This is a genomic window from Enterobacter cloacae complex sp. SYL003 (assembly GCF_049236925.1).
Taxonomy (GTDB): Bacteria; Pseudomonadota; Gammaproteobacteria; order Enterobacterales; family Enterobacteriaceae; genus Enterobacter; species Enterobacter intestinihominis.
The window spans coordinates 54,685-73,916 of the sequence record NZ_JBMKJK010000005.1 but is presented as its reverse complement, the minus strand read 5'-3'; the positions used below and the strand labels follow the sequence as shown (position 1 = coordinate 73,916).

Genomic DNA, 19,232 nt, shown 5'->3' with positions numbered 1-19,232 from the left:
TTTTTTTGAAGTAGTCGATGGCGTTTAGAGAATGAATACACAACAACTGGCAAAACTGCGTTCTATCGTGCCCGAGATGCGTCGCGTCCGGCACATTCACTTTGTCGGCATCGGTGGTGCTGGCATGGGCGGTATTGCCGAAGTGTTAGCTAACGAAGGCTATCAGATCAGCGGGTCTGACCTGGCGCCAAACCCTGTTACGCAGCAGCTGGCGTCGCTGGGGGCGACTATCTATTTCAATCATCGCCCGGAAAACGTGAGCGATGCGAGCGTGGTTGTAGTGTCCAGCGCGATCTCCGCGGATAACCCGGAAATCGTTGCGGCGCATGAGGCGCGCATTCCGGTGATCCGTCGCGCGGAAATGCTGGCTGAACTGATGCGTTTCCGTCACGGCATTGCGGTGGCCGGTACGCACGGTAAAACCACAACAACAGCGATGGTCTCCAGCATTTATGCGGAAGCGGGTCTCGACCCAACGTTCGTTAACGGTGGTCTGGTGAAAGCCGCTGGCGTGCATGCGCGTCTGGGCCACAGCCGTTATCTGATTGCGGAAGCGGATGAAAGCGACGCGTCGTTCCTGCATTTGCAGCCGATGGTGGCTATCGTCACCAATATCGAAGCTGACCATATGGATACCTACCAGGGCGACTTCGAGAACTTAAAGCAGACCTTTATTAACTTCCTGCACAACCTGCCGTTCTATGGCCGTGCGGTGATGTGCGTGGACGACCCGGTGATCCGCGAGCTGCTGCCGCGCGTCGGGCGTCAAATTACCACCTACGGCTTCAGCGAAGACGCTGATGTACGCGTGGAAGATTATAAGCAGATTGGTGCGCAGGGACATTTCACCCTGGCACGCCAGGATAAAGAGCTCCTGCATGTCACCCTGAACGCGCCGGGACGTCACAATGCCCTGAATGCGGCGGCGGCGGTGGCTGTTGCAACGGAAGAAGGCATTGATGATGAGGCGATCCTGCGCGCGCTGGAAAGCTTCCAGGGAACGGGCCGTCGCTTCGACTTCCTGGGTGAGTTCCCACTGGAGCCAGTAAACGGTAAGCCAGGTTCTGCGATGCTGGTCGATGACTACGGTCACCATCCGACGGAGGTGGACGCAACCATCAAAGCGGCACGCGCGGGTTGGCCGGAAAAGAATCTGGTCATGATCTTCCAGCCGCACCGTTACACACGTACCCGCGATCTGTATGACGATTTTGCCAACGTCCTTTCGCAGGTCGATACCCTGCTGATGCTGGATGTTTATGCCGCGGGTGAAGCGCCGATTCCGGGCGCGGACAGTCGGTCTTTATGTCGTACCATCCGCGGACGCGGTAAAGTGGACCCTATCCTGGTCCCCGACCCGGTGCAGGTAGCTGAAATGCTTGCCCCGGTCCTGACGGGTAACGATCTGATCCTGATTCAGGGTGCGGGAAATATCGGCAAAATCGCCCGTACCTTAGCTGAAATCAAACTGAAGCCGCAAACTCAGGAGGACGAGCGTCATGGCTGATAAGATTGCTGTCCTGTTTGGCGGCACTTCCGCCGAACGCGAGGTTTCTCTGAATTCGGGCGCTGCCGTGCTGGCGGGCCTGCGTGAAGGTGGCGTGGACGCGCATCCGGTTGATCCGAAAGAGGTGGACGTTACGCAGCTGAAAGCGATGGGCTTCGATAAAGCCTTTATCGCGTTGCATGGCCGCGGCGGTGAAGACGGCACGTTGCAGGGGCTGCTGGAGTTGATCGGTATGCCGTACACCGGCAGCGGCGTGATGGCATCCGCCATCTCCATGGATAAACTGCGCAGCAAACTGCTGTGGCAGGGGGCGGGTCTGCCCGTTGCGCCATGGGTTGCACTGACGCGCCGTGAATTTGAATTGGGCTTGTCGGACAGCGTTAATACACGCATTGCGTCACTGGGCTTACCGGTTATTGTGAAGCCTAGCCGTGAAGGGTCGAGCGTGGGAATGTCCAAAGTTGATAAAGCTGTAGATTTGGCTGACGCTTTAGCACTGGCATTTCAACATGATGAAGAAGTTCTGATTGAAAAATGGCTTAGCGGGCCGGAATTTACCGTCGCGATGCTTGGTGAAGAAATTTTACCGTCAATACGCATCCAACCCGCCGGAGTCTTCTATGATTATGAGGCGAAGTATCTCTCTGATGAGACGCAATATTTCTGCCCAGCTGGCCTTGAAGCACAACGTGAAGCGGAATTACAGTCTCTGGTGCTTAAAGCCTGGAATGTTTTGGGATGCCGAGGCTGGGGACGAATTGATGTGATGCTTGACGGTGATGGGCAATTTTATCTGCTGGAAGCAAACACGTCTCCGGGTATGACCAGCCATAGCCTTGTGCCGATGGCGGCGCGTCAGGCGGGAATGAGCTTCTCGCAATTAGTCGTACGTATTCTGGACCAGGCGGGCTGATATGTCTCAGGCTGCGTTGAACACGCGCAACCGCGATGACGAAGAAGAATATTCTTCTTCGCGCCGGAGTAATGGAACGCGTCTTGCAGGGATTATCTTCCTGCTCGGGGTGCTGTGCACCGTGTTTATCAGCGGCTGGATGGTGCTGGGCTGGATGGAAGACGCACAGCGGTTGCCGCTGTCGAAGCTGGTAGTGACCGGAGAGCGTCACTACACGCGTAACGATGACATTCGCCAGTCAATTCTGGCGCTGGGGTCGCCTGGCACCTTTATGACGCAGGACGTCAACATTATCCAGAGCCAGATTGAACGTCTGCCGTGGATAAAACAGGCGAGTGTCAGAAAGCAATGGCCTGATGAATTGAAGATTCATCTGGTTGAATATGTGCCGATTGCGCGTTGGAATGATCAGCATATGGTTGACGTAGACGGAAATTCGTTCAGCGTCCCGAGCGATCGTGTCAACAAGCAGAATTTACCGATGTTGTATGGCCCGGAAGGCAGCGAAAACGAAGTATTGCAGGGTTTTCGTGAGATGGGGCAGGTGCTGGCTAAGGATCGCTTTACGTTAAAAGATGCTGCGATGACGGCGCGCCGTTCCTGGCAGCTGACCTTAACGAATGGCATTAAGCTCAATCTTGGCCGCGGCGACACAATGAAACGTCTGGCGCGTTTTGTAGAACTTTACCCGGTTTTACAGCAGCAGGCGCAGACGGATGGCAAACGGATAAGCTACGTTGATTTGCGCTATGACTCAGGCGCAGCAGTCGGTTGGGAGCCGGCTCCGGTCGAGGAACCTAATCAGCAACAAAATCAGGCACAGGTACAGGCAGAACAACAATGATCAAGTCGACGGACAGAAAATTGGTAGTAGGACTGGAGATTGGCACCGCGAAGGTTGCCGCTTTGGTAGGGGAAGTTCTGCCCGACGGTATGGTCAATATCATTGGCGTGGGCAGTTGCCCTTCCCGTGGTATGGATAAAGGTGGGGTAAACGACCTTGAGTCGGTGGTGAAATGCGTTCAGCGCGCCATCGACCAGGCTGAATTGATGGCAGATTGCCAGATTTCCTCTGTCTATCTGGCCCTTTCTGGTAAGCACATCAGTTGCCAGAATGAAATCGGTATGGTGCCGATTTCTGAAGAAGAAGTGACGCAGGAAGACGTTGAGAACGTTGTCCACACGGCGAAATCCGTGCGTGTTCGCGACGAGCACCGTGTGCTGCATGTGATCCCGCAAGAATACGCGATCGACTACCAGGAAGGTATCAAGAATCCGGTCGGTCTGTCGGGCGTACGTATGCAGGCAAAAGTGCACCTGATCACATGTCACAACGATATGGCGAAGAACATTGTAAAAGCCGTTGAACGTTGTGGCCTGAAAGTTGACCAACTAATTTTCGCCGGACTTGCCGCGAGCTATTCCGTGCTGACCGAAGACGAACGTGAACTGGGCGTCTGTGTGGTCGATATTGGTGGTGGTACAATGGACATGGCTGTCTATACCGGCGGTGCGTTGCGCCACACCAAAGTGATCCCGTACGCCGGGAATGTGGTGACCAGCGATATCGCTTACGCCTTTGGTACGCCACCGAGCGATGCAGAGGCGATTAAAGTGCGCCACGGTTGCGCGCTGGGCTCTATCGTCGGCAAAGACGAGAGCGTTGAAGTACCGAGCGTAGGCGGTCGACCGCCGCGCAGTTTGCAACGCCAGACGCTGGCTGAGGTAATTGAGCCGCGTTATACCGAGCTGCTCAACCTGGTCAACGAAGAGATTTTGCAGTTACAGGAACAGCTTCGCCAGCAGGGTGTGAAACATCATCTCGCAGCGGGGATTGTATTAACCGGCGGGGCAGCGCAAATTGAAGGTCTTGCGGCCTGCGCTCAGCGCGTGTTCCATACGCAGGTGCGTATTGGTGCGCCGCTGAATATCACCGGTTTAACGGATTATGCTCAGGAGCCGTACTATTCAACGGCGGTGGGCCTGCTGCACTACGGGAAAGAATCCCATTTAAGTGGTGAGGCAGAGGTGGAAAAACGCGTCTCGGTGGGGTCGTGGGTCAAACGACTTAACACCTGGTTGCGAAAAGAATTTTAATTTTTTAAGAGACCGGAGAGAATTAGCGGTCTCGGGCGACAGGCACAACGGAGAGAGAGATTATGTTTGAACCTATGGAATTAACCAACGACGCGGTGATTAAAGTCATCGGCGTCGGTGGCGGCGGCGGTAACGCCGTAGAGCACATGGTGCGCGAGCGCATCGAAGGTGTTGAATTCTTCGCGGTGAACACCGATGCGCAGGCGCTGCGTAAAACGGCTGTTGGCCAGACGATTCAGATCGGTGGTGGCATCACCAAAGGTCTGGGAGCAGGGGCTAACCCGGAAGTGGGCCGCAACGCGGCTGAAGAAGATCGTGAAGCGCTGCGCGCTGCACTGGACGGTGCAGACATGGTCTTCATCGCAGCGGGTATGGGCGGCGGTACAGGTACCGGTGCAGCACCCGTTGTGGCGGAAGTCGCTAAAGATTTAGGTATTCTGACCGTTGCTGTCGTGACCAAGCCTTTCAACTTTGAAGGTAAGAAGCGTATGGCTTTCGCGGAGCAGGGTATCACCGAGCTGTCCAAGCACGTGGACTCTCTGATTACCATTCCGAACGACAAGCTGCTGAAAGTGCTGGGTCGCGGTATCTCTCTGCTGGACGCCTTTGGCGCGGCAAACGACGTGCTGAAAGGCGCGGTTCAGGGTATCGCTGAACTGATTACCCGTCCTGGCCTGATGAACGTTGACTTTGCAGACGTTCGCACAGTGATGTCCGAGATGGGCTACGCGATGATGGGCTCTGGCGTGGCGAGCGGTGAAGACCGTGCGGAAGAAGCCGCTGAAATGGCGATCTCTTCTCCACTGCTGGAAGATATCGATCTGTCTGGCGCGCGCGGCGTGCTGGTCAACATTACCGCTGGCTTTGACCTGCGTCTGGATGAGTTCGAAACCGTGGGTAACACCATCCGTGCATTCGCCTCTGACAACGCTACCGTTGTTATCGGTACGTCCCTTGACCCGGAAATGAACGACGAACTGCGTGTGACCGTTGTGGCCACCGGTATCGGTATGGACAAGCGTCCTGAGATCACCCTCGTGACCAACAAACAGACTCAGCAACCGGTGATGGATCGTTACCAGCAGCACGGTATGTCGCCTCTGACTCAGGAGCAAAAACCGGCTGCGAAAGTGGTGAACGACCCGACTCCACAAACGGCAAAAGAGCCAGATTATCTGGATATCCCGGCGTTCCTGCGTAAGCAAGCTGACTAAGAATTGGCTGGAATTTGGGGATTTGCGCTCTTTGTGCTAAACTGGCCCACCGTTAGTGATATACACTCTCGGTTGGATAGTTAATTTGGCGAGATTATACGATGATCAAACAAAGGACACTTAAACGTATCGTTCAGGCGACGGGTGTCGGTTTACATACCGGCAAGAAAGTCACACTGACGTTACGCCCTGCGCCGGCCAATACCGGGGTCATCTATCGTCGCACCGACTTGAATCCACCGGTAGATTTTCCGGCCGATGCCAAATCTGTGCGTGATACTATGCTCTGTACTTGTCTGGTGAACGAGCATGACGTGCGGATTTCTACCGTAGAGCACCTGAACGCCGCCCTGGCGGGTCTGGGTATCGACAACATTATGGTTGAAGTCGATGCGCCAGAAATCCCGATCATGGACGGGAGTGCTGCTCCGTTCGTTTATTTGTTGCTGGATGCCGGCATCGAAGAACTGAACTGCGCGAAGAAATTTGTTCGCATTAAAGAGACCGTTCGCGTCGAAGATGGCGACAAATGGGCTGAATTCAAACCGTACAATGGTTTCTCGTTGGACTTCACCATCGATTTTAACCATCCGGCGATTGACTCCAGCACCCAGCGCTATGCGATGAACTTCTCTGCGGATGCGTTCATGCGTCAGATCAGCCGAGCACGTACCTTCGGCTTTATGCGTGATATCGAATATCTGCAATCCCGCGGCCTGTGCCTGGGCGGCAGCTTCGATTGTGCCATCGTTGTTGACGATTATCGCGTACTGAACGAAGACGGTCTGCGTTTTGAAGATGAATTTGTTCGTCACAAAATGCTGGACGCGATCGGCGACCTCTTCATGTGTGGTCACAACATCATTGGTGCCTTTACCGCGTTTAAATCCGGTCATGCACTGAACAACAAACTGTTGCAGGCCGTCCTGGCAAAACAGGAAGCCTGGGAATATGTGACCTTCGAAGACGAAGCTGAACTGCCGCTGGCGTTCAAAGCCCCGACTATGGTCCTGGCGTAACGGTTAAAGCCGTTTCGTAAGAAAAGCGACTGGTTCACCTGGTACTCTCTCCGACCAGGGAAGCCAGTCGTTTTTATTTCTGCCCTTTCTGGATTTGTCTCTCTCACCCCTGGCCTGTGTTGGGTGCCAAATAACGGTGTGTTCGCTGCATTAATGACCGTTTTTACCTGCTGCAAGGTGTCATTCCTGCTGTCGTGTATTGGCTTTAGTGGTAATATCTGGGCGCTAAAAAAGAATAACTGAACTCAGCCTGCACTGGCGGGCGAACGTGGTGGAGCAAGTGAGCGGAATACTGACGCGCTGGCGACAATTTGGCAGACGTTACTTCTGGCCGCATCTCTTATTGGGGATGGTCGCGGCGAGTCTCGGCTTGCCTGTGCTCAGCAACAGCGCAGACGCGGCAACGCCAGCACGTTCCACGACGACCAAACACGATCTCACCACGCGGGTTAACTTCACTAATCTCGCATGGCTTGAAGCCAGCCGTCGTCCCAATTTCTCCGTTGATTACTGGCAGCAACACGCGATTCGCACGGTTATTCGCCATCTGTCGTTCGCGATGGCGCCGCAGACGATGCCTGTTGCTGAAGAAACGCTGCCGGTCCAGGCTCAGCACCTTGCTCTGCTCGATACGCTCAATGCGCTTCTGACGCAGGACAACCAGCCGCCTGTGACCGTGAGTCAGACGGCGCAAACTGCTTTTGTTTCCCCCGCATCCTTCTCTGTTTCGGCCTGGATTAGCCAGGTTCACGGCATCCGTGCCGGGCCTCAACGCCTCAGCTAAATTAATCTTTTTCAATACCTTAATTTATCTGCCCGACTGGGGCGTTTGAGAATTTATTATGCTAATCAAATTGTTAACCAAAGTTTTTGGTAGTCGTAACGATCGTACCCTGCGCCGCATGCGCAAAGCTGTGAACGTCATCAACGGTATGGAACCGGCGATGGAGAAGCTCTCTGATGATGAACTGAAAGCAAAAACCGCGGAGTTCCGTGCGCGTCTGGAGAAAGGCGAAACCTTAGAAAGCCTGATCCCGGAAGCCTTTGCCGTAGTACGTGAGGCCAGTAAACGCGTGTTCGGCATGCGTCACTTCGACGTGCAGCTGCTGGGCGGGATGGTGCTCAACGAGCGCTGCATCGCGGAAATGCGTACCGGTGAAGGTAAAACCCTGACTGCAACGCTGCCGGCTTACCTGAATGCGCTGACGGGTAAGGGCGTTCACGTTGTTACCGTCAACGACTATCTGGCGCAACGCGACGCCGAAAATAACCGTCCACTGTTCGAATTCCTCGGCATGACCGTGGGCATTAACATGTCCGGCCTGCCGGCACCTGCGAAGCGTGAAGCCTACAACGCGGACATCACCTACGGCACCAACAACGAATACGGCTTCGACTACCTGCGTGACAACATGGCGTTCAGCCCTGAAGAGCGCGTCCAGCGTAAACTGCACTATGCGCTGGTGGATGAGGTTGACTCCATTCTGATCGATGAAGCGCGTACCCCGCTGATCATCTCCGGCCCGGCCGAAGACAGCTCCGAGATGTACCGTAAAGTCGACAAAATCATTCCACACCTGCTGCGTCAGGAGAAAGAAGACTCCGATACTTTCCAGGGTGAAGGTCACTTCTCCGTGGATGAAAAAGCGCGTCAGGTCAACCTGACCGAACGCGGCCTGGTGAAAATCGAAGAGCTGCTGGTGGCTGAAGGCATTATGGAAGAGGGCGAGTCTCTGTACTCCCCGAGCAACATCATGCTGATGCACCACGTAACGGCTGCACTGCGCGCGCACGCCCTGTTCACCCGCGACGTTGACTACATCGTTAAAGACGGTGAAGTCATCATCGTCGATGAACACACCGGTCGTACCATGCAGGGACGTCGCTGGTCCGATGGTCTGCACCAGGCCGTGGAAGCGAAAGAAGGCGTGGATATTCAGAACGAAAACCAGACGCTGGCCTCCATCACCTTCCAGAACTACTTCCGTCTGTACGAGAAGCTGGCGGGGATGACCGGTACCGCAGATACCGAAGCGTTTGAGTTTAGCTCCATCTATAAGCTGGATACCGTGGTTGTACCAACCAACCGTCCAATGATCCGTAAGGATATGCCGGACCTGGTATACATGACCGAAGCGGAAAAAATCCAGGCGATCATCGAAGATATTCGCGATCGTACCGCGAAGGGCCAGCCGGTTCTGGTGGGGACCATCTCCATCGAGAAATCTGAAGTGGTGTCTAACGAGCTGACCAAGGCGGGCATCAAGCACAACGTGCTGAACGCCAAGTTCCACGCTAAAGAAGCAGATATCGTTGCGCAGGCGGGTTACCCGGCTGCCGTAACCATCGCTACCAACATGGCGGGTCGTGGTACCGATATTATGCTCGGCGGTAGCTGGCAGGCCGAAGTGGCCGAGCTGGAAAACCCAACCCCGGAGCAAATCGCGCAGATAAAAGCCGACTGGCAGGTGCGTCACGACGCGGTGCTGGCATCCGGTGGTCTGCACATCATTGGTACCGAGCGTCATGAATCTCGTCGTATCGATAACCAGCTGCGCGGTCGTGCGGGCCGTCAGGGTGATGCCGGTTCTTCCCGCTTCTATCTGTCCATGGAAGATGCGCTGATGCGTATTTTCGCCTCTGACCGTGTGTCCGGCATGATGCGTAAACTGGGCATGAAACCTGGCGAAGCGATCGAGCACCCGTGGGTTACCAAAGCGATTGCCAACGCCCAGCGTAAAGTAGAAAGCCGCAACTTCGACATTCGTAAGCAACTGCTGGAATATGATGACGTTGCCAACGACCAGCGTCGTGCAATCTATACCCAGCGTAACGAACTGCTGGACGTGTCCGACGTGAGCGAAACCATCAACAGCATTCGCGAAGATGTGTTCAAAGCCACTATCGACGCGCACATTCCACCGCAGTCTCTGGAAGAGATGTGGGATATCGAAGGCCTGCAGGAACGTCTGAAAAACGACTTCGACCTCGAACTGCCAATCAAAGAGTGGCTGGACAAAGAGCCTGAGCTGCACGAAGAGACCCTGCGCGAGCGTATCTACGAAACCGCGCTGGACGTCTACAAGCGTAAGGAAGAAGTGGTTGGCGCTGAGATGATGCGTCACTTCGAGAAAGGCGTAATGTTGCAGACCCTGGACTCCCTGTGGAAAGAGCACCTGGCGGCAATGGACTACCTGCGTCAGGGTATCCACCTGCGTGGTTATGCGCAGAAAGATCCGAAGCAGGAGTACAAGCGTGAATCCTTCTCCATGTTTGCTGCCATGCTGGAGTCGCTGAAGTATGAAGTCATCAGCACTCTGAGCAAAGTTCAGGTGCGTATGCCGGAAGAAGTGGAAGCGATGGAGCAGCAGCGTCGTGAAGAAGCTGAGCGTCTGGCACAGATGCAGCAGCTGAGTCATCAGACCGATGAGAGCGAAGCCGCAGCGGCAATCGCAGCGCAGACGGGCGATCGTAAAGTCGGTCGTAACGATCCGTGCCCATGCGGTTCCGGCAAAAAATACAAGGCGTGCCACGGCCGCCTGAGCTAAGAACATAACAAACCGAAAAGGCGCAGATATCTGCGCCTTTTTTATGGACGTGACATGATGAAAACACTGCAAATTGCTGTCGGGATCATTCGCAACCCGCAAAACCAGATCTTCATTACCCAACGTGCCGCCGATGCGCATATGGCCAACAAATGGGAATTCCCCGGCGGGAAAATCGAATCAGGTGAAACGCCGGAGCAGGCGCTGGTGCGTGAGCTTCAGGAAGAGGTGGGGATCACCCCGCTTGACGCAACGCTGTTCGATAAGCTGGAGTACCAGTTTCCGGACAGGCACATCACGCTCTGGTTCTGGCTGGTGGAAAACTGGGAAGGTGAGCCATGGGGAAAAGAGGGGCAGCCGGGTAACTGGATTGAGCTTCAGGCCAGCGATGCGGAAAAATTCCCGCCTGCCAATGAGCCTGTGATCCTCCGGCTGGTCGCACAACCGTAGGCCTGCTAAGCGAAGCGCCAGCAGGCTTTTAATGTTACTGCTGGTTTTCGCTCCAGTCATCGCTATCCGAGAGATCGCCTTCGCTCGGAATGCGTTTCTCTTCCGCCGCCCATTCGCCCAGGTCTATAAGTTGACAGCGTTTGCAGCAGAATGGGCGAAATGGACTCACTTCTCCCCAGACGACAGTTTTCCCACAGGTTGGGCAGTTTACGGTGGTTACGTCAGACATCGGCACTCCTTAACAACAGGCCAGTTCAAAATCGAGGCGTTCCGGCACGGTGCCATGCTCACTGTCCAGCGGCATAAAGCGGATCGCGAAACGGCTTTTATGTCCGGAAATTTGCGGGTAAAGCTGCTCGCCAAGAGAGAGATTCAAACGCAGAAGATCGGCGTCGTCGCCGTTATCCTGATAAAAACCGTTGAGACTGGTCTGCTTGCGGAACGGGGCAGAGTTACGCACAAGATCGAGGATCAGGGATAACGTTTGATTCATCGGCTCCAGACTGCCCATCCAGCTGTTTACCTGGCGATCGCGCTGTTCCTGCGGCATGTGCAGCCACATATGCAGCGTTGGAAGGTCAAAGCTACAGCAACCGCCCGGTATGCTCAGACGCTGACGCACCAGCGCAATCAGACGGTCCTCGCGTAAAAATTGTCCAACGCGCGGCGCGGCCATCAGCGTCGCGCTGCTGTTTTTTAGCTGCTGGCGTAAAGCGTCAATTCGACTTGTATCTACGCCCGGTACTTCGGCCCAGGCCTGTAATTTACGCTGCTGGCGCTCCAGCTCTTTCAACAGCTCAGTGCGGACATCGCCGCGTTCAATCACATCCAGCAGATCGCCCACGTTGCGGAAAAAATGCAGCGCGGTGGCATGATCGTTGACGGGCAGATGTTGTGAAAGTTGTTGAATAAGAAATTCTATGCGTAGCCAGGTACGCATTTTTTCGTTAAGCGGATGCTCAAAAAGGATATGAGTCGACATTATGGTTTTTCCTGTGCAACGGCCTGCGCGGCGAAGGTCAGATACTTCGCGTGCAGACGAGCAACATCCGATGCAATGGCATCTGGTGCGCCGTTATTATCAATAACATCATCCGCAACGGCGAGGCGCGCTTCGCGCGTGGCCTGTGCGGCAAGAATTTGTTCAGCATGCTCGCGTGAAACATGGTCACGCGCCATGGTTCTCTGGATTTGCGTTTCGCGGGAAACGTCAATCACCAGCGTTCTATTTGCTTTATTTTGAAGCTGATTTTCCACCAGTAACGGGATCACCCACAACACATAGGGCGAACTGGCTGCGGCAATCTGACGCTGAGTTTCCTGGTGGATAATGGGGTGGAGCAGGGCATTAAGCCAGGCTTTTTCCGCCGGATCGGAAAATATGCACTCACGCAGCTGCCGACGATTCAGGGTGCCGTCAGCCTGTATCACACGGCGACCAAAATGCGCTTCGATGGCGTTTAAGGCGGGTGTATTGGGTTCTACCACCTGACGGGCAATGATATCGGCGTCGATAATCGTGATGCCGAGACGAGCAAACGCGTGCGCAACGGTGCTTTTACCACTACCGATGCCGCCGGTTAATGCGACGATATACCCCATTAAATCAGATCCTGGGAATTATTCAGTTTTAAAATCAGTTGCTTAAAATTCAAACTTACAACAGCCAATGTTTAGCTCTCTTTACCCGCTTTTTACCAGGTAAATTTATAGGATTGTAGCGTAAAAAAAGAGAATTTCGCAGTCTTGCGGAGCAGGTATTAGTGCGTATGATAGCGTCACTGGAGTTGTGCTTTTAATATATTTGCCTCTAACCCCAGGAATCCGCACATGCGTATCGAAGAAGATCTGAAGTTAGGTTTCAAAGACGTTCTTATCCGCCCTAAACGCTCTACACTGAAAAGTCGCTCAGACGTTGAACTCGAACGTCAATTCACCTTTAAGCATTCCGGTCAGACGTGGTCTGGCGTGCCGATTATCGCGGCCAACATGGACACCGTCGGGACCTTCGAGATGGCGACCGCGCTGGCGCAATTCGACATCCTTACTGCGGTACATAAACACTACAGCCCTGAGGAGTGGAATGCGTTTGTCGCCTCCGCCTCGGCTGACGTGGTGAAGCATGTGATGGTCTCGACCGGTACGTCTGATGCAGATTTCGAGAAAACCAAACAGATCCTGAACGCCAATCCGGCGCTGAATTTTGTCTGCATTGACGTGGCAAATGGTTATTCCGAGCATTTCGTCCAGTTCGTCAGCAAGGCGCGTGAAGCCTGGCCAACCAAAACCATCATCGCGGGCAACGTGGTGACCGGTGAAATGTGTGAAGAGCTGATCCTCTCCGGGGCCGACATTGTGAAAGTGGGCATTGGCCCGGGCTCCGTTTGCACCACGCGCGTGAAAACCGGTGTGGGTTATCCGCAGCTGTCTGCGGTAATTGAATGCGCTGACGCCGCGCACGGTCTGGGCGGCCAGATCATCAGCGACGGTGGCTGCACCATGCCAGGCGATGTGGCGAAAGCCTTCGGCGGCGGCGCGGACTTCGTGATGCTCGGCGGCATGCTGGCAGGCCACGAAGAGAGCGGCGGTACCGTGGTGGAAGAGAACGGTGAGAAATTCATGCTGTTCTACGGAATGAGCTCTGAATCTGCGATGACCCGTCACGTGGGTGGTGTCGCGAAATACCGTGCGGCGGAAGGTAAAACCGTGAAGCTGCCACTGCGCGGCCCGGTCGAAAACACGGCGCGCGATATCCTCGGCGGTCTGCGTTCTGCCTGCACCTACGTTGGGGCTTCCCGCCTGAAAGAGCTGACGAAACGCACGACGTTTATCCGCGTTCAGGAGCAGGAAAACCGCGTATTTAATAGCCTCTGACGGCTACGGCTGGCGCGCGTCCGTGCGCCAGCATTACCCCGCGCTCATTGCATCCCCCAGATGGAAAATCGGCAGATACATTGCCACCACCAGCGTGCCAATAATCAGACCTGTCACGACCAGTAGAAAAGGCTCAAGAAGCGCCGCCAGATTGTCTGCCTGCTGAAATGTCTGTTCCGTATGATGGCGGGCCAGATTCATCAGCATCACATCCAGTGAACCCGACACTTCTCCGGTGCGAATGAGCTGAATACACAGTGGCGTAAAAACAGAGGCCTTCTGGAAGGAGGACCACACGGGCATCCCCTGTTCGATATCGCTGCGTATCTCACGGAGTTTCTCCTGCCAGTAGCCACTCTCAACGGTTTCCTCCACACTCTCCAGTCCTTGTAAAAAGGCAATCCCGGCCTGCTGGGTTAATGACAGCACGGTAAAAATTTGCCCCAGTTTTTGCCCACGCATCAGCGTGCCCATCACCGGTACATGTAACAGGACGTACTGCCAGCGCGGATGCCGCCGCAGCTTACAGGCGATGACAACCATTGCCACGAGCAGGGCCAAAAGGGTGAGCATATGCGCCTGAACCAGGGCCGCCAGCCCCATGACTGCCTGCGTGAGCAAAGGGAGCGGGGTGTTGAACGTTTTGTAGATTGCAGCAAACTCAGGCAACACCAGCGTGACCATCGCCAGCACCACGAAAACGGCCAGCGTCAGGATGATCAGCGGATAGCGCAGCGCTTTCTTCACCTTTGCACTGAGCTGCTGCTGGGATTTTTGTTGCTGCGCAAGCTGACGGCAGCAGGCTTCGAGCTTACCCGTCAGCTCACCCGTCTTCACCATCGAGACATAAAGGGGGCTAAACACCTCTGGCCATTTCTTCATGGCCTCTGACAGGGCGCAACCTTCGCTCAGGTCATCAGCAAGACTGTGCAGCAGCGCCTGCCAGTGCTTCAAAGGATGCTGTTCCGCCAGCATGTGCAGGCTTTGGGACAGCGTAAGTCCGGCCTGTAGCAGCGTGGCGAGCTGGCGAAAAATATCGTAGCAGTGTTGCACCTGCCATCGGTGTCGCTGCTGGCAGCGTTTTAGCGCCAGCGGGTGCAGCTGTTTAAGCACCAGAGCCGTGTAAGCTGCGTTACGGTCGATGGCCCAGAGGGTGCCGGTTTGCACCTCCCCCTCGGTGGTCAGGGCACGCCAGCGCCAGAGCGAATTAGCAGCCATCGGGCATTCCCAGGACGCGCAACAGCTCTTCGAGCGTGGTCAGCCCTTGCTCCACGGCCATGCAGCCATGCTCAAACAAAGAGGTCATTCCCGCCTGACGTGCGCTGGACCCAATCACCTCCGTGCTTGCTCCGCTGGCGATGGCCTGCCGCAGCGTGTCGTCGATGACGAGCACTTCAAAAATGGCTACGCGACCATAAAAACCGTGGTAGCAGCGTTCGCAACCGGTGGGTTGCCAGCGAGGAAGCGGCCGGGGCCACAGCGTGCGAGGTAATTCGGTGTGGCGGCTGGCTTCCTGTCGGCAGTACGGGCATAAACGACGCACCAGCCGCTGGGCAATCACCATCGAGAGTGCCGAAGAGATCATCCAGCGCGCGACGCCCATCTGTTGCAACCGTACCAGCGTTTCAGTCGTCGAATTAGTATGAAGGGTGGACAGCACCAGATGCCCGGTTTGCGCCGCCTTAATGGCAATTTCTGCCGTTTCGCCGTCACGAATTTCACCCACCATAATGATGTCAGGATCCTGCCTGAGCAGGGCACGCAGCACGCTCTGGAAGGTCAGCCCCGCGCGCGGATTAATCTGCGTCTGGTTTAAGCCTGCAAGCGGGATTTCAACGGGATCTTCCACGCTGCAAATATTAACGTCAGGGGTATTTCGCGCCTGTAACGCACTGTACAGCGTCACCGTTTTCCCGCTACCGGTCGGGCCGGTGACCAGAATCAACCCCTGAGGGCTGTTAAGCGCCCCGGCAAAACGGGCCTGCTGGTCTGCACTCATCCCCAGCAGTTCAAGCTCCAGAGCCTGCTGTACCTGGTGAAGCAGACGAAGCACGATTTTTTCTCCACCGCTACAGGGAAGGGTTGCGATACGAAAAGAGACGGGGACGCTTGCCAGCTCCACCGTAAACTGACCGTCCTGCGGCAGGCGGCGCTCCGCAATATCCAGTTGGCCCAGCACCTTCAGGCGTGCGGCAAGCGTCGTACCGAGGGCGGCGGAAACCGGCGGTTGCGGGTAGAGAACACCGTCGATTCGCAAACGGATCTGGTAGCCGTGCTCCGTCGGTTCAATATGGATGTCAGAAGCCCGCTGGTTCACTGCCTGCTGCAACGTTGTACTGAGCACGTCAGCGGCTGAGTTTGGCGCTATTCCCGGCAGGTGTGATGATGAGAGGGACTGAAGCCGTTTTTCCATCCGTTCGGCCGTCCAGCACTCAATATCAATACGTTTCTGCGTGGCGAAGCGTAACGCTTCCATCAGCTCAGAGGCAGGATTACCCACCACCGCAATGCTGATCATCTCGGTGTCGCTTGCGAGTAGCAGTGCGTGATAGCGCTGACAGAGCGTCATAAGCTGTTCGGTGTTCATTGTCCACTCCTGTCAGTTGTTGTCGAAGCGGAAAACATCTTCACAGGCTTGTCTGAGCGCCGTGTCGGACGCAATGTTGCAGGCACGCGTCCAGCCCGTCATACCGTTACCATCGCTCCAGATCGGTGTCATGAGCACTTCAAGTCCGTTAAGGCTTTCCTGCCCTGTTAACGATACGACCCCCTTCGCCACGCTCATCGCTGAAACGTAACGCGTGGTAGTCGGGGAGGGGATGCCATTGGTTCCTGCGTCGCAGCGATCCACACCACCACGATCCAGGGCGCAAAGCTCAATAGCGGTGCGGTAGGGGATGAACGTTTGCAGCATATCGGTGAGCGCTGCTTTTCGCAGGTAGTTCTGATAGGCCGGGATGCCAATCGCGCTCAGGATGGCAATAATGCCAATGACCACCATTAGCTCAATCAGGGTAAATCCTTGTTGTCTGTTCATATCTGCTCCTTACGTTAAGTGGCGCTACTGTGGCAGTACCGGCGCGCAGAAACGAGGGGCAAAAGCGCGAACGTGAAAGGGCTTTCAGGGAAATGATTCAGTGTTGCAGAGAAGGACAGCGTAATTGCGAGCGGTTTCGTATTTCCCCTCTCCGGGGGGAGAGGGGAAGATCAGTTATTTGAAGCGCATCGAGAGGTCCAGGGCTCGTACGTGCTTGGTCAGGGCGCCAACGGAGATATAATCGACGCCGGTTTCAGCAAATTCGCGGAGGGTGTCGAACGTCACGTTGCCGGACACCTCAAGCTGCGCCTGGCCGTTTGTGCGTTTGACCGCTTCACGCATCTGCTCCGTGTCGAAGTTATCGAGCATGATGATGTCAGCCCCCGCTTTAATGGCCTCGTCCAGCTCATCCAGCGTTTCCACTTCCACCTCAACCGGCACATCCGGATGCAGCCAGAAGGCTTTTTCCACGGCCTGACGTACCGAGCCAGAGGCAATAATGTGGTTCTCTTTGATCAGGAAGGCATCGGATAGCCCCAGACGATGGTTGGCGCCACCGCCGCAGAGCACGGCGTATTTCAGCGCGGTGCGCAGGCCCGGCAGGGTTTTACGGGTATCCAGTAGCTGCGTGCGGGTGCCTGCCAGCAGGTCAACGTAGCGGCGTACTTCACTGGCAACGCCAGAGAGCGTTTGCACAAAATTGAGCGCGGTGCGTTCACCGGTCAGCAAGACGCGGGACGGGCCGTCCAGCTCGAACAGTGGCTGATTTGCCGTGACCGCATCACCGTCCTCAACGTGCCATGTTACCTGCACCTCGTCGCCCGCCAGCTGGGTAAAGACCTCCTCAACCCAGCGTTTGCCGCAGAAAACCCCCGCTTCGCGGGTGATGACTACCGCGTGCGACCGTGTCTCTTTTGGCAACAATTGGGCGGTAATATCGTTATCGGCGCTGACGTCACCGCCGAGGTCTTCTCTCAGGGCATGGGCAACGCTTGCCGGGATATCACTATTAATACGTTCCAGAAGCGCGTCACGTCGGTGGTCGGGGTTATAGCGGCGAGGCGGCATGATAAAACTCCAAATTGGTAACGAATCATAATATTGAAACATGCTACTCTGAACCGAGTAACAGCACCATAGATAAGGAGTTCCAGCATGTTGTTAGAAAACGGATGGCTGGTGGACGCGCGACATGTACCGTCGCCGCACCACGATTGCCGCCCGGAGGATGAAAAGCCCACACTGCTGGTGGTTCACAACATAAGTCTCCCGCCAGGTGAGTTTGGCGGTCCGTGGATCGACGCGTTATTCACGGGAACGATAGATCCCGATGCTCATCCTTACTTTGCTGAGATTGCGCATTTGCGCGTATCGGCGCACTGCCTGATCCGCCGTGATGGCGAAGTCGTTCAGTATGTTCCTTTTGATAAGCGAGCCTGGCATGCCGGCGTGTCGATGTATCAGGGGCGCGAGCGGTGCAATGATTTCTCCATTGGAATTGAACTGGAAGGAACGGACACCACGCCTTACACCGATGCGCAATATCAGAAACTGGTTGCTGTGACGCAAACTTTAGTGGGGCTTTATCCCGCCATTAAAGACAACATTACGGGGCACAGCGACATCGCCCCCGAAAGAAAAACCGACCCCGGCCCGGCGTTTGACTGGTCCCGGTTTCACGCCATGCTTACCACGTCGTCAGATAAGGAGATAACATGACGTTGTTTACCATGCTGCTGGTTATGATCGCCGAACGCCTGTTTAAGCTCGGCGAGCACTGGCATCTGGATCATCGGCTGGAAGTGTTATTCCGCCGGATCAGGCATTTTTCCATGCTACGCACGCTGCTTATGACGGCAGGTGTGATGGTGATTACGTTCCTGTTGCTACGCTCACTTTACGGCCTCTTTTTCAACGTGCCGCTGCTGGTGGTATGGATACTGCTGGGCGTGTTGTGTATTGGCGCGGGCAAGGTGCGTTTGCACTATCACGCGTATCTGAAAGCTGCTTCCCGGGATGATGTCCACGCGCGCGGCGCGATGGCGAGCGAGCTGACGATGATCCACGGCGTACCGCCGGACTGCGATGAACGCGAATTTCTGCGCGAGCTACAAAACGCGCTGCTGTGGATTAACTTCCGTTACTACCTGGCGCCGCTGTTCTGGTTTGTGGTGGGCGGTCCATGGGGACCAGTACTGCTGATGGGCTATGCTTTTCTGCGCGCCTGGCAGACCTGGCTTGCCCGCTACCTTACGCCGCATGAACGTCTCCAGTCCGGCATTGATGCCATTCTGCACGTGCTCGACTGGCTTCCGGTGCGACTGGTCGGCGTGGTCTATGCCCTCATCGGTCACGGTGAAAAGGCGTTGCCAGCGTGGTTTGCCTCCCTTGCAGACCGCCATACCGCGCAGTATCAGGTCTTAACCCGACTGGCTCAATTCTCGCTGGCTCGCGAGCCGCACACGAACAAAGTCGAAACGCCTAAAGCTGCCGTCTCGATGGCGAAAAAAACGTCGTTTGTGGTGGTGGTGATTGTGGCGTTGCTGACGATTTACGGCACGCTGGTCTGACCC

General features: G+C 55.5%; 19 protein-coding genes. 12 read left to right on the top strand and 7 right to left on the bottom strand.

Features of this window, described 5'->3' with window-relative positions:
* The first annotated feature begins 31 nt into the window (after window positions 1-31).
* From murC to mutT, 9 genes are all read left to right on the top strand, one after another.
* On the top strand, window positions 32-1,507 hold the full coding sequence (gene murC / locus ACOT1A_RS08135; RefSeq protein ID WP_022647046.1) for a UDP-N-acetylmuramate--L-alanine ligase: 1,476 nt from the start codon (window positions 32-34) through the stop codon (window positions 1,505-1,507).
* Complete coding sequence (locus tag ACOT1A_RS08130; RefSeq protein ID WP_023299324.1) at window positions 1,500-2,420, top strand: D-alanine--D-alanine ligase; 921 nt, start codon at window positions 1,500-1,502, stop codon at window positions 2,418-2,420. The genes murC and ACOT1A_RS08130 overlap by 8 nt, the downstream gene beginning before the upstream one ends.
* 1 nt (window position 2,421) lies before the next feature.
* Window positions 2,422-3,264, top strand: coding sequence for a cell division protein FtsQ (gene ftsQ, locus ACOT1A_RS08125; RefSeq protein WP_003856342.1), 843 nt, complete (start codon window positions 2,422-2,424; stop codon window positions 3,262-3,264).
* On the top strand, window positions 3,261-4,517 hold the full coding sequence (gene ftsA, locus ACOT1A_RS08120; RefSeq protein WP_003856340.1) for a cell division protein FtsA: 1,257 nt from the start codon (window positions 3,261-3,263) through the stop codon (window positions 4,515-4,517). Before ftsQ ends, ftsA begins: the two co-directional genes overlap by 4 nt.
* A gap of 62 nt (window positions 4,518-4,579) precedes the next feature.
* The gene (gene ftsZ, locus ACOT1A_RS08115; protein ID WP_022647048.1) at window positions 4,580-5,731 is read left to right on the top strand and encodes a cell division protein FtsZ; all 1,152 of its coding nucleotides are present in this window, start codon (window positions 4,580-4,582) and stop codon (window positions 5,729-5,731) included.
* Window positions 5,732-5,832: 101 nt separating this feature from the next.
* Window positions 5,833-6,750: a UDP-3-O-acyl-N-acetylglucosamine deacetylase gene (gene lpxC, locus ACOT1A_RS08110; protein ID WP_003856337.1), complete on the top strand. Its 918-nt coding sequence runs from the start codon at window positions 5,833-5,835 to the stop codon at window positions 6,748-6,750.
* A gap of 280 nt (window positions 6,751-7,030) precedes the next feature.
* Window positions 7,031-7,534, top strand: coding sequence for a secA translation cis-regulator SecM (gene secM / locus ACOT1A_RS08105; RefSeq protein ID WP_105323059.1), 504 nt, complete (start codon window positions 7,031-7,033; stop codon window positions 7,532-7,534).
* Between the two features lie 58 nt (window positions 7,535-7,592).
* Window positions 7,593-10,298, top strand: a complete 2,706-nt coding sequence (gene secA, locus ACOT1A_RS08100; RefSeq protein ID WP_022647050.1) for a preprotein translocase subunit SecA — start codon at window positions 7,593-7,595, stop codon at window positions 10,296-10,298.
* A gap of 57 nt (window positions 10,299-10,355) precedes the next feature.
* The gene (gene mutT / locus ACOT1A_RS08095; protein ID WP_032621758.1) at window positions 10,356-10,748 is read left to right on the top strand and encodes an 8-oxo-dGTP diphosphatase MutT; all 393 of its coding nucleotides are present in this window, start codon (window positions 10,356-10,358) and stop codon (window positions 10,746-10,748) included.
* 34 nt (window positions 10,749-10,782) lie between these two features.
* On the opposite strand, the gene yacG is transcribed toward mutT, so the two are convergent.
* Genes yacG through coaE form a run of 3 tightly spaced genes read right to left on the bottom strand, consistent with a single transcriptional unit; the run spans window position 10,783 to window position 12,350 of the window.
* Window positions 10,783-10,977, bottom strand: coding sequence for a DNA gyrase inhibitor YacG (yacG, locus tag ACOT1A_RS08090; protein ID WP_003856332.1), 195 nt, complete (start codon window positions 10,975-10,977; stop codon window positions 10,783-10,785).
* 9 nt (window positions 10,978-10,986) lie between these two features.
* Window positions 10,987-11,730, bottom strand: a complete 744-nt coding sequence (gene zapD, locus ACOT1A_RS08085; RefSeq protein ID WP_105323012.1) for a cell division protein ZapD — start codon at window positions 11,728-11,730, stop codon at window positions 10,987-10,989.
* Window positions 11,730-12,350, bottom strand: coding sequence for a dephospho-CoA kinase (gene coaE / locus ACOT1A_RS08080; RefSeq protein WP_105323013.1), 621 nt, complete (start codon window positions 12,348-12,350; stop codon window positions 11,730-11,732). Before coaE ends, zapD begins: the two co-directional genes overlap by 1 nt.
* 228 nt (window positions 12,351-12,578) lie before the next feature.
* On the opposite strand from coaE, the gene ACOT1A_RS08075 reads away from it, so the two are divergent.
* On the top strand, window positions 12,579-13,622 hold the full coding sequence (locus ACOT1A_RS08075) for a GMP reductase (RefSeq protein ID WP_022647054.1): 1,044 nt from the start codon (window positions 12,579-12,581) through the stop codon (window positions 13,620-13,622).
* Between the two features lie 33 nt (window positions 13,623-13,655).
* Here ACOT1A_RS08075 and hofC read toward each other — a convergent pair whose 3' ends face one another.
* The 4 genes from hofC to nadC form a co-directional block, all read right to left on the bottom strand.
* Complete coding sequence (hofC, locus tag ACOT1A_RS08070) at window positions 13,656-14,840, bottom strand: protein transport protein HofC (protein ID WP_105323014.1); 1,185 nt, start codon at window positions 14,838-14,840, stop codon at window positions 13,656-13,658.
* Window positions 14,830-16,209 carry a type II secretion system protein GspE gene (gene gspE, locus ACOT1A_RS08065; protein ID WP_046619924.1) on the bottom strand — a complete coding sequence of 460 codons (1,380 nt, stop codon included), beginning with the start codon at window positions 16,207-16,209 and terminating at the stop codon, window positions 14,830-14,832. Before gspE ends, hofC begins: the two co-directional genes overlap by 11 nt.
* A 12-nt stretch (window positions 16,210-16,221) precedes the next feature.
* Window positions 16,222-16,659, bottom strand: coding sequence for a prepilin peptidase-dependent pilin (gene ppdD / locus ACOT1A_RS08060; protein WP_023299332.1), 438 nt, complete (start codon window positions 16,657-16,659; stop codon window positions 16,222-16,224).
* 174 nt (window positions 16,660-16,833) lie between these two features.
* Entirely contained in the window at window positions 16,834-17,727 is an 894-nt protein-coding gene (gene nadC, locus ACOT1A_RS08055) for a carboxylating nicotinate-nucleotide diphosphorylase (RefSeq protein ID WP_022647058.1), read from the bottom strand.
* A gap of 87 nt (window positions 17,728-17,814) precedes the next feature.
* On the opposite strand from nadC, the gene ampD reads away from it, so the two are divergent.
* Both ampD and ampE read left to right on the top strand, forming a co-directional pair.
* The gene (gene ampD, locus ACOT1A_RS08050; protein ID WP_063163130.1) at window positions 17,815-18,378 is read left to right on the top strand and encodes a 1,6-anhydro-N-acetylmuramyl-L-alanine amidase AmpD; all 564 of its coding nucleotides are present in this window, start codon (window positions 17,815-17,817) and stop codon (window positions 18,376-18,378) included.
* Window positions 18,375-19,229, top strand: a complete 855-nt coding sequence (gene ampE, locus ACOT1A_RS08045; RefSeq protein ID WP_023299333.1) for a beta-lactamase regulator AmpE — start codon at window positions 18,375-18,377, stop codon at window positions 19,227-19,229. The genes ampD and ampE overlap by 4 nt, the downstream gene beginning before the upstream one ends.
* Window positions 19,230-19,232: the final 3 nt, after the last annotated feature.

Excerpts from the sequence above, each read along its gene's own strand:
- murC (WP_022647046.1), top strand. The coding sequence starts at position 32 with ATGAATACACAACAACTGGCAAAACTGCGTTCTATCGTGCCCGAGATG.
- ACOT1A_RS08130 (WP_023299324.1), top strand. The coding sequence starts at position 1,500 with ATGGCTGATAAGATTGCTGTCCTGTTTGGCGGCACTTCCGCCGAACGC.
- ftsQ (WP_003856342.1), top strand. The coding sequence starts at position 2,422 with ATGTCTCAGGCTGCGTTGAACACGCGCAACCGCGATGACGAAGAAGAA.
- ftsA (WP_003856340.1), top strand. The coding sequence starts at position 3,261 with ATGATCAAGTCGACGGACAGAAAATTGGTAGTAGGACTGGAGATTGGC.
- ftsZ (WP_022647048.1), top strand. The coding sequence starts at position 4,580 with ATGTTTGAACCTATGGAATTAACCAACGACGCGGTGATTAAAGTCATC.
- lpxC (WP_003856337.1), top strand. The coding sequence starts at position 5,833 with ATGATCAAACAAAGGACACTTAAACGTATCGTTCAGGCGACGGGTGTC.
- secA (WP_022647050.1), top strand. The coding sequence starts at position 7,593 with ATGCTAATCAAATTGTTAACCAAAGTTTTTGGTAGTCGTAACGATCGT.
- mutT (WP_032621758.1), top strand. The coding sequence starts at position 10,356 with ATGAAAACACTGCAAATTGCTGTCGGGATCATTCGCAACCCGCAAAAC.
- yacG (WP_003856332.1), bottom strand. The coding sequence starts at position 10,977 with ATGTCTGACGTAACCACCGTAAACTGCCCAACCTGTGGGAAAACTGTC.
- zapD (WP_105323012.1), bottom strand. The coding sequence starts at position 11,730 with ATGTCGACTCATATCCTTTTTGAGCATCCGCTTAACGAAAAAATGCGT.
- coaE (WP_105323013.1), bottom strand. The coding sequence starts at position 12,350 with ATGGGGTATATCGTCGCATTAACCGGCGGCATCGGTAGTGGTAAAAGC.
- ACOT1A_RS08075 (WP_022647054.1), top strand. The coding sequence starts at position 12,579 with ATGCGTATCGAAGAAGATCTGAAGTTAGGTTTCAAAGACGTTCTTATC.
- hofC (WP_105323014.1), bottom strand. The coding sequence starts at position 14,840 with ATGGCTGCTAATTCGCTCTGGCGCTGGCGTGCCCTGACCACCGAGGGG.
- gspE (WP_046619924.1), bottom strand. The coding sequence starts at position 16,209 with ATGAACACCGAACAGCTTATGACGCTCTGTCAGCGCTATCACGCACTG.
- ppdD (WP_023299332.1), bottom strand. The coding sequence starts at position 16,659 with ATGAACAGACAACAAGGATTTACCCTGATTGAGCTAATGGTGGTCATT.
- nadC (WP_022647058.1), bottom strand. The coding sequence starts at position 17,727 with ATGCCGCCTCGCCGCTATAACCCCGACCACCGACGTGACGCGCTTCTG.
- ampD (WP_063163130.1), top strand. The coding sequence starts at position 17,815 with ATGTTGTTAGAAAACGGATGGCTGGTGGACGCGCGACATGTACCGTCG.
- ampE (WP_023299333.1), top strand. The coding sequence starts at position 18,375 with ATGACGTTGTTTACCATGCTGCTGGTTATGATCGCCGAACGCCTGTTT.